General features: G+C 63.3%; 16 protein-coding genes. 8 read left to right on the top strand and 8 right to left on the bottom strand.

The genetic code is table 11. The annotated features are described in order from the left end of the window. Positions 1–50: 50 nt before the first annotated feature. From ACFO3A_RS00640 to ACFO3A_RS00605, 8 genes are all read right to left on the bottom strand, one after another. A complete protein-coding gene (locus ACFO3A_RS00640) occupies positions 51–1,361 on the bottom strand; it encodes a citrate synthase (protein ID WP_377723033.1) in 1,311 nt (436 codons plus the stop codon). Between the two features lie 58 nt (positions 1,362–1,419). Then, a complete protein-coding gene (locus ACFO3A_RS00635) occupies positions 1,420–1,698 on the bottom strand; it encodes an FAD assembly factor SdhE (RefSeq protein ID WP_377723031.1) in 279 nt (92 codons plus the stop codon). Between the two features lie 3 nt (positions 1,699–1,701). After that, positions 1,702–2,406 (bottom strand): succinate dehydrogenase iron-sulfur subunit, encoded by a 705-nt coding sequence (locus ACFO3A_RS00630; protein ID WP_377723029.1) that lies wholly within the window; start codon positions 2,404–2,406, stop codon positions 1,702–1,704. Positions 2,407–2,433: 27 nt separating this feature from the next. Beyond that, positions 2,434–4,239 (bottom strand): succinate dehydrogenase flavoprotein subunit, encoded by a 1,806-nt coding sequence (gene sdhA, locus ACFO3A_RS00625; RefSeq protein ID WP_377723027.1) that lies wholly within the window; start codon positions 4,237–4,239, stop codon positions 2,434–2,436. A gap of 38 nt (positions 4,240–4,277) precedes the next feature. Continuing rightward, on the bottom strand, positions 4,278–4,646 hold the full coding sequence (sdhD, locus tag ACFO3A_RS00620) for a succinate dehydrogenase, hydrophobic membrane anchor protein (protein WP_377723025.1): 369 nt from the start codon (positions 4,644–4,646) through the stop codon (positions 4,278–4,280). 27 nt (positions 4,647–4,673) lie between these two features. Further along, entirely contained in the window at positions 4,674–5,108 is a 435-nt protein-coding gene (gene sdhC, locus ACFO3A_RS00615; RefSeq protein ID WP_377723023.1) for a succinate dehydrogenase, cytochrome b556 subunit, read from the bottom strand. A gap of 97 nt (positions 5,109–5,205) precedes the next feature. Further along, complete coding sequence (locus tag ACFO3A_RS00610; protein WP_377723021.1) at positions 5,206–6,000, bottom strand: GntR family transcriptional regulator; 795 nt, start codon at positions 5,998–6,000, stop codon at positions 5,206–5,208. A gap of 161 nt (positions 6,001–6,161) precedes the next feature. Then, positions 6,162–6,797, bottom strand: a complete 636-nt coding sequence (locus tag ACFO3A_RS00605) for a TetR/AcrR family transcriptional regulator (protein WP_377723019.1) — start codon at positions 6,795–6,797, stop codon at positions 6,162–6,164. 318 nt (positions 6,798–7,115) lie between these two features. Between ACFO3A_RS00605 and hppD the strand changes: the two genes are divergently transcribed. The 8 genes from hppD to acnB all read left to right on the top strand — a co-directional run bounded on the left by hppD (position 7,116) and on the right by acnB (position 15,744). After that, positions 7,116–8,198, top strand: coding sequence for a 4-hydroxyphenylpyruvate dioxygenase (hppD, locus tag ACFO3A_RS00600; protein ID WP_377723018.1), 1,083 nt, complete (start codon positions 7,116–7,118; stop codon positions 8,196–8,198). 10 nt (positions 8,199–8,208) lie between these two features. After that, positions 8,209–8,523: a 4a-hydroxytetrahydrobiopterin dehydratase gene (locus ACFO3A_RS00595; protein WP_377723016.1), complete on the top strand. Its 315-nt coding sequence runs from the start codon at positions 8,209–8,211 to the stop codon at positions 8,521–8,523. After that, positions 8,520–9,401, top strand: a complete 882-nt coding sequence (phhA, locus tag ACFO3A_RS00590; RefSeq protein ID WP_377723015.1) for a phenylalanine 4-monooxygenase — start codon at positions 8,520–8,522, stop codon at positions 9,399–9,401. Before ACFO3A_RS00595 ends, phhA begins: the two co-directional genes overlap by 4 nt. Beyond that, positions 9,398–10,102, top strand: coding sequence for an SDR family NAD(P)-dependent oxidoreductase (locus tag ACFO3A_RS00585; RefSeq protein ID WP_377723013.1), 705 nt, complete (start codon positions 9,398–9,400; stop codon positions 10,100–10,102). The genes phhA and ACFO3A_RS00585 overlap by 4 nt, the downstream gene beginning before the upstream one ends. Positions 10,103–10,303: 201 nt before the next feature. Then, a complete protein-coding gene (locus tag ACFO3A_RS00580) occupies positions 10,304–11,290 on the top strand; it encodes a malate dehydrogenase (protein WP_377723012.1) in 987 nt (328 codons plus the stop codon). Between the two features lie 181 nt (positions 11,291–11,471). Beyond that, positions 11,472–12,497, top strand: a complete 1,026-nt coding sequence (locus ACFO3A_RS00575) for an HpcH/HpaI aldolase/citrate lyase family protein (protein ID WP_377723011.1) — start codon at positions 11,472–11,474, stop codon at positions 12,495–12,497. Between the two features lie 25 nt (positions 12,498–12,522). Then, on the top strand, positions 12,523–13,101 hold the full coding sequence (locus ACFO3A_RS00570; protein ID WP_377723009.1) for a hypothetical protein: 579 nt from the start codon (positions 12,523–12,525) through the stop codon (positions 13,099–13,101). A 48-nt stretch (positions 13,102–13,149) separates the two neighbouring features. Beyond that, complete coding sequence (gene acnB, locus ACFO3A_RS00565; RefSeq protein ID WP_377723007.1) at positions 13,150–15,744, top strand: bifunctional aconitate hydratase 2/2-methylisocitrate dehydratase; 2,595 nt, start codon at positions 13,150–13,152, stop codon at positions 15,742–15,744. Positions 15,745–15,883 lie beyond the last annotated feature (139 nt).

Genomic DNA, 15,883 nt, shown 5'->3' with positions numbered 1-15,883 from the left:
AGAATCGCGGCACCGCCGTGGCGGTGCCGTGGGCGGTCGAACCCTGTCGATCAGCGCTGGTTGGCCGGCTTGACGTCGCGGGTGGCGGCGCCGGTGAACAACTGGCGCGGACGGCCGATCTTGTACTCGGGGTCGGCCATCTGCTCGTTGAGCTGGGCGATCCAGCCCACGGTGCGGGCCAGGGCGAAGATGCCGGTGAACAGCTTGACGGGAATGCCGATGGCGCGTTGCACGATGCCGGAGTAGAAGTCCACGTTCGGGTAGAGCTTGCGCTGCACGAAGTAGTCGTCTTCCAGGGCGATCTGCTCGACCTTCTTGGCCAGGGCGAACAGGGGGTCGTTTTCCAGGCCCAGGGCGGCCAGCACTTCGTTGCAGGTTTCCTGCATCAGGGTGGCGCGGGGGTCGTAGTTCTTGTAGACGCGGTGGCCAAAGCCCATCAGGCGCACGCCCGAGTTCTTGTCCTTGACCTGCTCCATGAACTCGCCCACCTTGGCCAGGCCGCCGTTGGCCTGGATGTCTTCCAGCATGTTCAGGCAGGCTTCGTTGGCGCCGCCGTGGGCCGGGCCCCACAGGCAGGCCACGCCGGCGGCGATGGCGGCAAACGGGTTGGTGCCCGAGGAGCCGCACAGGCGCACGGTGGAGGTGGATGCGTTCTGCTCGTGGTCGGCGTGCAGGATGAAGATGCGGTCCAGCGCGCGTTCGATCACCGGGTTCACCTGGTAATCGGTGCAGGGAGTGCCGAACATCATGCGCAGGAAGTTGCCGGCGTAGGACAGTTCGTTGCGCGGGTACATGAACGGCTCGCCCTTGCCGTACTTGTAGGCCATGGCCACCAGCGTGGGCATCTTGGAGATCAGGCGGATGGCGGCGATGTGGCGATGCTCGGGGTTGGTGACGTCGGTGCTGTCATGGTAGAAGGCCGACATCGCGCCCACCAGGCCGGTCAGCACGGCCATGGGGTGGGCATCGCGGCGGAAACCGCGCAGGAAGAATTGCATCTGCTCATGCACCATGGTGTGGTCCAGCACGAGCTTGTGGAAGTCGGTGCGCTGGCCTTCGTTGGGCAGCTCGCCGTTGAGCAGCAGGTAGCAGGTGTCCAGGTAGTCGCAGTTCTGGGCCAGTTGCTCGATGGGGTAGCCACGGTACAGCAGCTCGCCCTTGTCGCCGTCGATGTAGGTGATGGCCGACTGGCAGGCTGCGGTCGACAAGAAACCGGGGTCATAGGTGAACATGCCCGACTGGCCGTAGAGCTTGCGGATGTCGATCACATCCGGGCCAACGGTGCCCTGGTAAATGGGCAGTTCGACGCTGGGGGCGCCGTTGCTGAACGAGAGGGTCGCTTTGTTGTCAGCGAGTTTCATTTCCAACTTCCTTTTCATTGGTGCCACAGCCAGCGTGGCAGGCTAAAGGGGATACCGGTTACAGGGGCTTGCGCACCATCTCCAGTACTGCTTTCACTTCAGGGGTATCCAGATCGCCCTGTGGCTCCTTGCGCCGCAGGAACAGATCCATCAAATCGTTGTCCGCCAGGTCCATCAAGGCCGTCAGGCCAGCAGCGTGCCGCTGGGTCAGCCGGGTGCCGTAAGTGGTAAAAAACTGCTCGATGAACAAATCGTTCTCGACCAGCCCGCGCCGGCTACGCCAGCGCAGGAGGTCGCGTTCACGCGGTTCAAGCAGCGTATCTCCTGCAGCAGCCATGGCTTAAATCGTGCGGCGGGCGACCAATTCCTTGATCTTGCCGATGGCCTTGGCGGGCTTGAGTCCTTTCGGACAGACATCCACACAGTTCATGATGGTGTGGCAGCGGAACAGGCGGTAGGGGTCTTCCAGGTTGTCCAGACGCTCGCTCGTGGCGGTGTCGCGGCTGTCGGCGATGAAGCGGTAGGCTTGTAGCAAACCGGCCGGGCCGACGAACTTGTCCGGGTTCCACCAGAAGCTGGGGCAGGCCGTCGAGCAGCTGGCGCACAGAATGCACTCGTACAGGCCGTTCAGCTCCTCGCGCTCTTCGGGCGATTGCAGGCGCTCCTTGTCTTCCGAGGCGTAGATGTCGCTTTGCAGGTAGGGCTTGATCGAGTGGTACTGCTTGAAGAACTGCGTCATGTCCACGATCAGGTCACGGATCACGGGCAGGCCGGGCAGGGGTTTCAGCACGATGTCGCCCGAGAGGGTCTTCATGTTTGTCAGGCACGCCAGACCGTTCTTGCCGTTGATGTTCATCGCGTCCGAACCGCACACGCCTTCGCGGCAGGAGCGGCGGAAGGAGATGGTGGGGTCGAGTTTCTTCAGCTTGACCAGCGCGTCCAGCAACATGCGCTCGTGGCCGTCCAGCTCCACCTCCAGGGTCTGCATGTAGGGCTTGGCGTCTTTATCGGGGTCGTAACGGTAGATTTTGAAAGTGCGTTTCATGGTGATCTTCTCGAAAATGCGGTGGGCTTAGAACGTGCGGACCTTGGGCGGAATGCTGTCCACCGTCAGCGGCTTCATGTTCACCGGCTTGTAGGTCAGGCTGTTGGTGGCGCTGTCCCACAGGGTGTGCTTGAGCCATTCCTTGTCGTTACGACCCAGCGGGCATTCGGGGTGGTCGGCCGGGTGTTCGTAGTCGTACACGGTGTGGGCGCCACGGCATTCCTTGCGGGCGGCGGCGGAAACCATGGTCGCCTGGGCCACTTCGATCAGGTTGTCCACTTCCAGCGCTTCCATGCGGGCGGTGTTCCAGACCTTGGAGGTGTCCTTCAGTCCCAGGGCGGCGACGCGGGTGCGGATTTCGGCGATGTTGATCACGCCCTCGTCCATCATCTTCTGCGTGCGGAACACGCCGGCGTGCGTCTGCATGGTCTGGCGGATGTCGTTGGCCAGGTCCTGGGCGTAGATGCCGTCCTTGGCGTTGTCCAGCTGGTTCAGGCGCTCCAGCGTGCGGTCGCTGCCGTTGGCGGGCACTTCCTTGTGTTCGCCAAAGTCCTTGACGAAGCTGACGATGTGCTTGCCGGCCGACTTGCCGAACACCAGCAGGTCGAGCAGCGAGTTGGTGCCCAGGCGGTTGGCCCCGTGTACCGACACCGCAGCGCATTCGCCCACGGCGTACAGGCCATTGACCACGTTGTTCTTCTCGCCGTCCCAGGTGACGACCTGACCGTGGATGTTGGTGGGGATGCCGCCCATCTGGTAGTGGATGGTGGGCACGACGGGAATCGGTTCCTTGGTGATGTCCACGTTGGCAAAGTTGTGGCCGATTTCCTCCACCGAGGGCAGGCGCTTGCGGATGGTGTCGGCGCCCAGGTGGTCCAGCTTCATCAGGATGTAGTCCTTGTTCGGACCACAGCCCCGGCCTTCCTTGATCTCCTGGTCCATCGAGCGGGACACGAAGTCACGCGGTGCCAGGTCTTTCAGCGTGGGGGCATAGCGCTCCATGAAGCGTTCGCCTTCGCTATTCAAAAGGATAGCGCCTTCGCCACGGCAGCCTTCGGTCAGCAGCACGCCCGCGCCGGCCACGCCGGTGGGGTGGAATTGCCAGAACTCCAGGTCTTGCAGCGGGATGCCGGCACGCGCGGCCATGCCCAGGCCGTCGCCGGTGTTGATGAAGGCGTTGGTCGATGCCGCGAAGATGCGGCCCGCGCCGCCGGTGGCCAGCAGCACGGCCTTGGCGTGCAGCTCGTACAGGTCGCCGGTTTCCAGTTCCAGGGCAGTCACGCCGACCACGTCGCCCCGGGTGTTGCGGATCAGATCCAGCGCCATCCACTCGACGAAGAAGTTGGTCTTGGTCTCGACGTTCTTCTGGTACAGCGTGTGCAGCATGGCGTGGCCGGTACGGTCGGCCGCAGCGCAGGCGCGTTGCACGGGTTTTTCGCCGTAGTTGGCGGTGTGGCCGCCGAAGGGGCGTTGGTAGATGGTGCCGTCCGGGTTGCGGTCGAAGGGCATGCCGAAGTGTTCCAGCTCGATCACCACCTTGGGTGCTTCGCGGCACATGAACTCGACGGCATCCTGGTCGGAGAGCCAGTCGCCGCCCTTGATGGTGTCGTAGAAGTGGTAGTGCCAGTTGTCCTCGCTCATGTTGCCCAGCGAGGCGGATACGCCGCCCTGCGCCGCCACGGTGTGCGAGCGGGTGGGGAAGACTTTGGACAGGGCGGCCACGGACAGACCGGCACGCGACAGCTCCAGTGCGGCACGCAGGCCCGAGCCGCCGGCGCCGACGATGACGACGTCAAATTTGCGCTTGGTGATATTTGCTTTGGAGTAGCTCATTCTTAACTTTCAAATAGTGCGTAACAGCAACAAGCGACTTACACGCGCCACAAAACTTCAAATCCCCAGGCGCCGCAGCCCACCAGCCAGACGATGGTCAGCACTTGCAGGGTAAAACGCAGGCCGGCGGCAGGCACGTAGTCCATCCACACGTTGCGCACGCCCACCCAGGCGTGCCAGAGCACCGAAACGATGACGCCGGCGGTGATGAACTTCATCCACTGCGGGGCAAAAATACCGGCCCACAGCTCGTAGCTGATGGCACCTTTGGAGAACAGCAACTGGGCCAGAACCACCATGGTGAAGGCCACGATCAGCACGGCGGTAGCGCGTTGCACCAGCCAGTCGCGCACGCCATAGTGGGCGCCGGTCACAACACGTTTGGTGCCGTAGTTCACGGAAGACATAGCTTTTCCTTTATCAAAGACGATGGATTAGTACAGGCCGAACAGCTTGGCACCCAGGATCACGGTCAGGCCCAGGCTGACCACCAGAGTGACGATGGCCGAGGAGGCGCCCCATTCCTTGGTGATGCGCTCGTGGTTCATGTCGATCATGAGGTGGCGCACGCCAGCGCACAGGTGGTGCAGGTAGCTCCAGATCAGGCCCAGTGCGGCCAGCTTGACGAACCAGCCGGGGACGAAGCCCAGCCCTTCGTTGAAGGCGCCCTTGAAGGTGGCAAAGGAAATTTCCGAAGACAGCGAGGTGTCGAACATCCAGAACACGAAGGGCAGCAGCACGAACATGAGCATGCCGCTGACACGGTGCAGGATGGAGACTTTGCCCGCCCAGGGAAGGCGGTAGGTGCGTACGTCTTTGAAGATGTTGATGTTGCGGAACTCGGGCCGCGGTTTTGCTTGGTCGGTCATGGTTGTCAGGCTTTCGATGATGTAACTGCGTGGTAATCGCAAAAAGACAAACGGGGGGCATTTTAGGGCAAGCCCCATGGCACGGGGCTTACAACGGCTAACTTAGTGCATTGCGGTAGTGGTGGCTATCGGTCAGATAAAGGCCACGGCGCAGCTCCATGGGCTTGTCGTTGTAGGTGTAGGTGACCCGTTCCACACTCAATAGCGGAGTGGTGGCCGTGGTTTTAAGCCATTGGGCCTGTTGCGTGTCGGGCAGGACGGCGCGGATTTTTTCTTCGGCGCGAACCATGCGCACGCCGTATTCCATTTCGAACATGGCATAGGTCGGGCCGGGGTAGTGCGCCATCTGCTGCGCGGTCAGTCCCTTGAAGACCTGGCTGGGCAGCCAGATGTCTTCCAGAATGGTCGGCGTGCCGCCGAACGAGAGTACCCGGCGGACGTGGATGACGCTGTCGCCGGTGCGCAGGCCCAGGATGCGGGCAATGTCGGCGCTGGCCCGCATCCGCCGGCATTCCATGATGTTGCGCTGCGCCCGGCCCTCGTCCTGTTGCTGGCCCACGTCCGGGTGCAGTTGCAGGAAGCGGTATTGCACCTGCTCTTCGTTGTGCGTGGTGACGAAGGTGCCCTTGCCCTGGCGGCGGGTGACCAGGTTTTCTGCGGCCAGCTCGTCGATGGCCTTGCGCACCGTGCCCTGGCTGACCTTGAAGCGGGCGGCCAGCTCCATTTCGCTGGGAATGAGTTCGCCGGGCTTCCACTCCCCGGCTTGCAGGCTTTGCAGGATCAGCCCCTTGATTTGCTGGTAAAGCGGGCTGAAGGCAGGTGTCTGCACGACCGCACTGTCGCTGCGCAGGGGGGGGCTGGGGTCGGTCAGGAGGGCGGTATTGGGGGGCATGGCTAAAACCGGTGCCGGCGAACAATGCACGCCGGCGGCATGTTCAAGGCATAGTGTTACAGTGGCCTATCATATCTTATATAAGACATAAGACAAGTTGCAAAAGCACTCCTGATAGCAGGTTCTTGGCCTGGGTCAAGGGCCGGGACTGGTATCCGAGCTTATGGCGCTGCTGCCGGAGTGCCGGCCTGGACGATGGTGTCTGCCAGCGTCTGCAGGCAGGTTTCGCGCTCCGTTGCGGTCACGTCAAAAAATTCCAGGACACCGGCGCCGCGCAAGGCGGCGAAGACGGTGGCGGCAACGCCTTGCGCGGCGGGATGGTGGCGTTCGATTTCCGGGAAGATGTGCAGAAACTGCACGTAAAACGCGTTGTCCACCAGCAGGCGCTGCTGGTTGATGTGGGTGAACAGGGTGGGGGAGGATTTGCAGCCGAGGAACAGGCTCCAGGCGGCCTGGTAGTGCGGTGTGCCGAAAATGTTCTGCCAGGCCCGCTGGACAAAATCCTGGGCCCGCTCGGGCAGCGGCAGGCTGTGGTCGGGCCAGGCGCTGCCCTGGGCGCTCAGGGGGGCCATGACTTCCTGCACCAGGCGCTCCATCAGGGCATCGCGGGTTTTGAAATGGTGCTGCAGTGCACCCAGCGAAACCTGCGCCCGGTGGGCAATGGCCTGCAGCGTGGCGCCCTTGAAACCTTCTTCGTGCAGCAACTGCAAGGCGGCATCGATCAGTTTGCGCTGGGTGTTTTTCACGCGCAGGGTTTGCGGGATGCGTCGGCGGCGTGATGCGGGTGTGCTGTCCATTGCGGCGGGGCGGGGAGGAAAAAGAGGCGATATATAGCATGTACTTTAGAACGTGTTCACGATCTCCGCGCGGGTGTGCAGTCGCGGCCTCGGGCGCTCTGCGTCGTTGCAAATCCTCGCCATAGCACTGCTATGGCTGCGGTTTGCGCCTTGCAGCCCATCCCGATCCGCTTCCCGCACCCCTTCGCGCCGAGATCGTGAACACGTTCTTACAGACTTCGATGGAAAAGTCCATAGGTGAAATTTTTAATTAAATAAAACTTTATTGTTTTTTATAGTTGATCCCCATCAAGTATTTGTCTGCAAGGAATGCACCACATGGCCGAATCTGTTGCCAACCCGATGGGGTTGATGGGGTTTGAATTTGTCGAATTTGCCTCGCCCCGTGGCGGGGTGCTGGAGCCGCTGTTCGAGAAAATGGGCTTCACCGAGGTGGCCCGCCACCGCTCCAAGGACGTGTCCCTGTACCGGCAGGGGGACATCAATTTCATCGTCAACCGCGAACCCCGCAGCGTGGCGGGCTACTTCGCTGCCGAACACGGCCCCAGTGCCTGTGGGCTGGCCTTTCGCGTGCAGGACGCGCACCGCGCCTACCAGCGTGCCCTGGAGCTGGGGGCGCAGCCGGTGGACATCCCCACCGGGCCGATGGAGCTGCGCCTGCCGGCGATCAAGGGCATTGGCGGGGCGCCGCTGTACCTGATCGATCGGTTCGAGGATGGCAAGTCCATCTACGACATCGACTTCAAATGGCTGCCCGGGGTGGAACGCCACCCGCCCGGCTTCGGTTTTTCGGTGGTCGATCACCTGACGCACAACGTTTACCGGGGGCGCATGGCGCACTGGGCCGGATTTTATGAAAAGCTGTTCAATTTCCGGGAGATCCGCTACTTCGACATTCAGGGCGAATACACCGGTCTGACCTCCAAGGCCATGACGGCCCCGGATGGCCTGATTCGCATTCCGCTCAATGAAGAAGCCAAGCAGGGCGGCGGCCAGATCGAGGAATTTCTCATGCAGTTCAACGGCGAAGGCATCCAGCACATCGCCTTGCTGTGCGACAACCTGGTTGCCGCCATCGACCAATTGCAGCTGGCCGGTATCCCGCTGCTGACGGCCCCCAACGACGTGTATTACGGCAATCTGGAAAAACGCCTGCCCGGCCATGGGCAGAACGTTGCCGACCTGCAGGCGCGGGGCATTCTGCTGGACGGTACGACCGAAGGCGGCCAGCCTCGGTTGCTGTTGCAGATCTTTTCCGAGCCTTTGCTCGGGCCGGTCTTCTTCGAGTTTATCGAGCGCCAGGGCAATTACCGCGAAGGCTTTGGCGAGGGCAATTTCAAAGCCCTGTTTGAATCGCTGGAACGCGACCAGGTGCGTCGGGGCGCGATTGCCACGGAGTAAGGAGAACACCATGAAACTCAGCACCGCAGAACTGCCTGCCGCACTGGCACAGGTGCCGCAGTGGCAGTACCGGGCCGAGCGCGGCGGGGTGATCGTGCGCCAGTTCGGCTTTCAGGATTTTGCCCAGGCCATCGGCTTCATGGCCCAGGTGGCGCTGGTGGCCGAGCGCAGCAACCACCACCCGGAATGGAGCAACGTCTACAACCGCGTCGACGTGCTGCTGACCACGCACGACGTGCAGGGTCTGTCGCTGCGCGACATCGCCCTGGCGCAGGTTATGGACCGGGTCGCAGCCGCGCTGGCGCTGCAAGAGGGCGCGGCATGAGCGGCGCCGAAAAGCACGGCCTGGCAGCGGCCAGCTACCAGCCCCAGCGCCCGGACTGGACGATCGACCAGGGCTGGGCGCAGTACACCGCAGAAGAACACGCCACCTGGAAAACCTTGTTCGAGCGGCAAAGCCGCCTGCTGCCCGGGCGGGCCTGCGACGCTTTTCTGGAAGGGCTGCAGGCGTTGTCGATGGCGGCCGACCGGATTCCCGATTTCGAGCAGCTTTCCGAAGTGCTGATGCGCCGCACCGGCTGGCAGGTGGTGGCCGTGCCGGGGCTGGTGCCCGACGACGTGTTCTTCGAGCATCTGGCCAACCGGCGCTTTCCGGCCGGGCAGTTCATCCGGCAAGCCCACCAGCTCGATTACCTGCAGGAACCGGACGTGTTCCACGACGTGTTTGGCCATGTGCCCATGCTCATGCACCCCGTCATGGCCGATTTCATGCAGGCCTACGGGCAGGGCGGCTTGCGGGCCAAGGCCCAGGGCGTGCTGGAACAACTGGCCCGGGTGTATTGGTACACGGTGGAGTTCGGCCTGGTGCAGCAAAGCGACGGGCTGCGCATCTATGGCGCCGGCATCGTTTCCTCGGCGACCGAATCGGTGTTTGCCCTGGAGGATGCCTCGCCGCACCGGGTGCGGTTCGATCTGGAGCGGGTGCTGCGCACCCAGTACCGGATCGACGATTTTCAGGAGAGCTACTTCGTTCTGCCCGATCTGGCCGACCTGCTGCATCTGGCGACGATCGATTTCGATCCGTACTACGAACGGGTGCGAACGGCGTCCAGCCATCGGCCCGGTGTTATCGTCGCGGGCGATCAGGTGCTGACCCGGGGAACCGGGCAATACCATCGCAAGGCAAAGGAACGAGAGACATGAGCAGTACGACGCAGAAAACCGTTTTGATCACTGGCGCCACTGGCCAACTGGGTTGGGCAGTGGCCAATTTTTTGCATGACCAGGGCTGGCGCTTGCTGCTGCTGGCCCGCAACGGCCAGGCCATGCAGCTGGCCTTCGGGCATTTGCCCGACGTGGTGCTGATCGAGGCCGACCTGACGCAACGCCAGTCCCTGATCGAGCGCGTGCAGCAGGCGCTGGCCCAGGAAGGGCGGCTGGATGCCGTTTGCCACCTGGCGGGCGGCTTTCACATGGGCGAGGCGGTGGACGCCACGCCGCTGCCGGCCTGGGAGTTCATGCTCAACCTCAACACCACCAGCCTGCTGCATCTGGCGGCGGCGGTGGTACCCAGGCTGAAACAGCAGGGCCACGGGAGCATCGTCACCGTGGGGGCGGCCGTGGCGGCCAAAGGGCTGGCGAACATGGGTGCTTACTGCGCCTCCAAGAGTGCCCTGCTGCGCCTGACCGAGGCCATGTCCGCCGAGCTGAAAAGCTACGGCATCAACGTCAATAGCGTCCTGCCGTCGGTGCTGGATACGCCGGACAACCGTGCGGCCATGCCCGATGCCAACCCGGCCACCTGGGTGCAGCCCAAGGCCCTGGCCGAGGTGATCGGCTTCCTGCTCTCCGATGCGGCGCGGGCGGTGCATGGGGCGGCCATTCCGGTCACCGGACGGATGTGATCGCCCGAAATAGCACGCTTGCGTCAGGGCCGTGTCAGACTTGCCGATTCTTGTATTGATATCTTATATAAGACATAAGACAAATTGACCGGAGAGGCGAATCGGCGTTAAACTTCGGGCCTGTCGGTGGTGCTTGTAACCGTTTGGTATCTGTAACAAGCAGCCACCACACTGTTTACCACCCACTCGGAGTTCTCATCCATGAGCAAAGCACCTGTTCGTGTCGCCGTCACCGGCGCTGCTGGTCAAATCGGTTACGCCCTGCTGTTCCGTATCGCTTCCGGCGAAATGCTGGGCAAGGATCAGCCCGTCATCCTGCAACTGCTGGAAATTCCCGATGAAAAGGCCCAGAACGCGTTGAAGGGCGTGATCATGGAGCTGGAAGACTGCGCCTTCCCCCTGCTGGCCGGCATCGAAGCCCACGCCGACCCCATGACCGCCTTCAAGGACACCGACTACGCTCTGCTGGTCGGCGCCCGTCCCCGTGGCCCCGGCATGGAGCGTGCCGACCTGCTGGCCGCCAACGCCCAGATCTTCACCGCCCAGGGCAAGGCCCTGAACGCCGTCGCCTCGCGCAACGTCAAGGTGCTGGTGGTCGGCAACCCCGCCAACACCAATGCCTACATCGCCATGAAGTCGGCCCCCGACCTGCCGGCCAAGAACTTCACCGCCATGCTGCGCCTGGACCACAACCGCGCTGCCTCGCAGCTGGCCGCCAAGACCGGCACCAAGGTGGGCGACATCCGCAAGCTCACCGTGTGGGGCAACCACTCGCCCACCATGTACGCCGACTACCGTTTCGCCACCGTCAATGGCGAAAGCATCAAGGACAAGATCAACGACCAGGTGTGGAACAAGGACGTGTTTCTGCCCACCGTGGGCAAGCGCGGCGCGGCCATCATCGCGGCACGCGGCCTGTCCTCGGCGGCTTCGGCTGCCAACGCCGCCATCGACCACATGCGCGACTGGGCCCTGGGCTCGGGCGGCGAGTGGGTGACGATGGGCGTGCCCTCCAACGGTGAATACGGCATCCCCGCCGGCATCGTGTTCGGCTTCCCCGTGACCACGGCCAACGGCGAATACAAGATCGTCGAAGGCCTGGAAATCGATGCCTTCTCGCAAGAGTGCATCGACAAGACCCTGGCCGAACTGCAAGGCGAACAGGACGGCGTGAAGCACCTGCTGTAATAAAAAGGAGCTGTTTCCGCTGATGAATAAAGGATTTCAAGGATAAAACACCTTGAAATCCTTAGATGTCAAGCGGAAGCAGCTATTTTTTTAAAGCAAGAGACATGCTGTAGCGGTTGGCAGAAACGTCCAGCCGCTACACCATTTTTCTTCTTCGTGATCCTCGCATCTTCTTGACCGCATGACCGTTTCCGCCCACCCCCAGGACATCCTGCCCGGCGCCCAGGCTGCCGCCAGCGCCTTGCCGGTGTGCGACCACTTCAGCGGCCAGATCGAACGGATGCGCAAAAGCCTGCAACTGCAGGCTGAGATGACTGCCGAGCTGGGCCGCTGCGTCTTCGACGTCACCCTGGACTGCGAGGACGGCGCCGCCGTCGGCCAGGAAGCGGCGCACGCCGATCAGGTGGCCGCCCTGGTGCGCGAACACGCCCAGGAACACCCGCAGGCCCGCATGGCCGTGCGCGTGCATGCGCTGGAACACCCCGCCTTCGTCGATGACGTGGCCCGCATCGTCGGCCAGGTGGGCGACCGGCTCACCCACGTCATGCTGCCCAAGGTGGAAAACGCCGAACAGGTGGCGCTGGCCGCCCGCGCCATCGACCGCGCCTACGGCCCGAACCTGCCGCTGCACGTGCTGATCGAATCGCCCGCTGCCGTGCAGCAGGCGTTTGCCATTGCCGCCCATCCGCGCGTGCAAAGCATCAGCTTCGGGCTGATGGACTTTGTCTCGGCCCATGGCGGCGCGATACCTGCCAGCGCCATGGGCGTGTCCGGCCAGTTCACGCATCCCCTGGTGCTGCGGGCCAAGCTGGAAATCGCCGCCGCCTGCCACGCCCACGGCAAGGTGCCGTCGCATTGCGTGGTCACCGAATACCGGGACACCCAGGCGCTGGCCGGGGCCGCCCGCCAGGCCAGCCAGGAACTGGGCTACACCCGCATGTGGAGCATCCACCCGGCGCAGATCCGCCCCATCGTTGCCGCCTTTGCCCCCGATGCCGCCCTGGTCGAGACGGCCGCCGCCATCCTGCTGGCCGCCGATGCCGCCCAGTGGGGGCCGACCAGCTACCAGGGCGTGCTGCACGACCGGGCCAGCTACCGCTACTACTGGCAGGTATTGCAACGCGCAGCGCAAACGGGCCTGACTTTGCCGGACAATGTGCGCCGCTGGTTTGCCGATGCGGCGCAACCGGCGCAGCCCCATTGTTAAGAGAGAAAGATTCGCTGGAGTTCGTATGAAACACCTGGTTGCCTCCACCCTGATGCTGGTGCCCCTGCTGGCCCTGGCTGCCCCCACGGCCCCTGCGGCAGCGAAAAAAGCGCCTGCCGCTGCCGCCAAGGCACCGGCGAAGAAGACCGTCGCCAAGGCGCCGGCCAAAGCCCCGGTGAAGAAGGCTGCGGTGGCAACGACCTCGGTGGCCGCCGCCGCTGCGGCCGCCATGATGGCCGAGCAGCCCCTGGGCGAGGACGCCCTGGCCATTGCCGAGCTGGTGCATACCGGCACCATCGGCTGCGAGCTGGGCAAGCATGTGAATGTCGAGCGCGTGGCCGACAAGCCCGGCTACTTCAAGGTTTCCGGCAACGGGTTCAACTTCCACATGAGTCCCGTGCCCACCACCACCGGGGCCGTGCGCCTGGAAGACACCCGCGCCGGTGCCGTGTGGTTGCAGATTGCCAACAAATCGATGCTGATGAACCAGAAGATCGGCCAGCGTCTGGCCGACGAGTGCATGAGCACCGCCCAGCTGCAAGTGGCCGAGGCGCTCAAGAAAAACCCCCTGCCCAACCTGCTGGAAGGCCGGGCAGGCCAGTAAGTTTTCACTTTTATCCTTTTCATACAACTACTTTTGGAGAGAGCAAGCATGTTGCAAGCCTACCGTGAACACGCGGCCGAACGCGCCAAGTTGGGCATCCCCCCCCTGGCGCTGGACGCCAAACAGGTTGCCGAGCTGATCGAGCTGATCAAGAACCCGCCCGCCGGTGAAGAAGCCTTCCTGCTGGACTTGCTCACCCACCGCGTGCCGCCCGGCGTGGACGATGCCGCCAAGGTCAAGGCCTCCTTCCTGGCCGCCGTCGCCCACGGCGACATCCAGGTCGGCCTGATCTCCAAGGCCAAGGCCACCGAGTTGCTGGGCACCATGGTCGGCGGCTACAACGTGCATCCGCTGATCGAGCTGCTGGACGATGCCGAAGTCGCCCAGGTCGCTGCCGACGCGCTGAAAAAGACGCTGTTGATGTTCGACTACTTCAACGACGTGGCCGACAAGGCCAAGGCCGGCAATGCCAAGGCCAAGGAAGTGATGCAGTCCTGGGCCGATGCCGAATGGTTCACCAGCCGTCCCAAGGTGCCGGAAAAGATCACCGTCACCGTGTTCAAGGTGCCCGGCGAAACCAATACCGACGACCTGTCGCCCGCGCCGGACGCCACCACGCGCCCCGACATCCCCATGCACTACCTGGCGATGCTGAAGAACACCCGCCCCGACGCGGCCTTCAAGCCCGAGCAGGACGGCGTGCGCGGCCCGATGCAGTTCATCGAGGACCTGAAGAAAAAAGGCCACATCGTTGCCTACGTGGGCGACGTGGTGGGCACCGGCTCCAGCCGCAAATCGGCCACCAACTCGGTCATCTGGGCCACGGGCGAAGACATTCCCTTCGTGCCCAACAAGCGCTTTGGCGGCGTCACCCTGGGCGGCAAGATTGCCCCCATCTTCTTCAACACCCAGGAAGATTCCGGCTCCCTGCCTATCGAGGTGGACGTCTCCAAGATGGAGATGGGCGACGTGATCGACATCTTCCCCTACGCCGGCAAAGTGGAAAAAGCCGGTGAAAAGATCGCCGACTTCGAACTGAAAAGCCAGGTGCTGCTGGACGAAGTGCAGGCCGGTGGCCGTATCAACCTGATCATTGGCCGCGCCCTGACCGCCAAGGCCCGCGAAGCCCTGGGCCTGAGCGCATCGACCGCCTTCCGCCTGCCGCAAGCCCCTGCCGAATCCAAGGCCGGCTTCACCCTGGCGCAGAAGATGGTGGGCCGCGCCTGCGGTCTGCCCGAAGGCCAGGGCATCCGCCCCGGCACCTACTGCGAACCCAAGATGACCACCGTCGGTTCGCAGGACACCACCGGCCCCATGACCCGCGACGAGCTGAAAGACCTGGCCTGCCTGGGCTTCAGCGCCGACATGGTGATGCAGTCCTTCTGCCACACCGCCGCCTACCCGAAACCTGTGGACGTGCGCACCCACCGCGAGCTGCCCGCCTTCATCAGCAACCGTGGCGGCGTGGCCCTGCGCCCGGGCGACGGCGTGATCCACTCCTGGCTCAACCGCCTGCTGCTGCCCGACACCGTGGGCACGGGCGGTGACTCGCACACGCGCTTCCCCATCGGCATCAGCTTCCCGGCCGGTTCCGGTCTGGTGGCCTTCGGCGCTGCCACCGGCGTGATGCCGCTGGACATGCCCGAATCCGTGCTGGTGCGCTTCAAGGGTGAACTGCAACCCGGCGTGACCCTGCGCGATCTGGTGCATGCCATTCCGCTGTACGCCATCAAGGCCGGTCTGCTGACCGTGGCCAAGGCCGGCAAGAAGAACATCTTCTCCGGCAAGATTCTGGAAATCGAAGGTCTGCCCGACCTGAAGGTGGAACAGGCCTTCGAGCTGTCCGATGCTTCTGCCGAGCGTTCGGCTGCCGGCTGCACCATCAAGCTCAACCCCGAGCCGATCAAGGAATACCTGACCAGCAACATCGTGCTGATGCAGAACATGATTGCCGACGGCTACCAGGACGCCAAGACCCTGCAACGCCGTATCGAGAAGGTGCAGGCCTGGCTGGCCAACCCCGAGCTGCTGGAAGCCGACAAGGATGCCGAATACGCCGCCGTGATCGAGATCGATCTGGCCGACATCAAGGAACCCATCGTCTGCTGCCCGAACGACCCGGACGACGCCAAGTTCCTGTCCGAAGTGGCCGGCACCAAGATCGACGAAGCCTTCATCGGTTCGTGCATGACCAACATCGGCCACTTCCGCGCCGCCGCCAAGCTGCTGGGCGGCCAGCGCGACATCCCGGCCAAGCTGTGGGTGGCCCCGCCCACCAAGATGGACGAAAGCGAGCTGATCAAGGAAGGCCACTATGCCGCCTTCGGCACTGCCGGTGCGCGTACCGAGCTGCCCGGCTGCTCGCTGTGCATGGGCAACCAGGCACAGGTGCATGAAGGTGCGACGGTGATCTCCACCTCCACCCGCAACTTCCCCAACCGCCTGGGCCGCAACACCAACGTGTTCCTGGGCTCGGCCGAGCTGACCGCCATCGCCGCCCGCCTGGGCAAGCTGCCCACCCCGGCAGAGTACCTGGCCGAGATGGGCGTGATCGACGCCGACAAGGACAGCGTCTACCGCTACATGAACTTCAACCAGATTGACGAGTACGTGGAGAACGCCAAGAAAGCTGCCGTTGCCTGATAAGCCACGGTTGCGCTAGGTTGCGGTAACGCAGAAACCCCGCCAGACAGTGCGTCTGGCGGGGTTTTCTTCATTTCAGCGCGGATTTGAATGTTTCGATAGCTTGTACCGCTGGTGTTTTCTTGATTTCAGGTATTAA

It is taken from the genome of Comamonas nitrativorans (genome assembly GCF_042654765.1).
Lineage (GTDB): Bacteria > Pseudomonadota > Gammaproteobacteria > Burkholderiales > Burkholderiaceae_C > Comamonas > Comamonas nitrativorans.
This window is presented reverse-complemented; position numbering and strand designations above follow the sequence as displayed.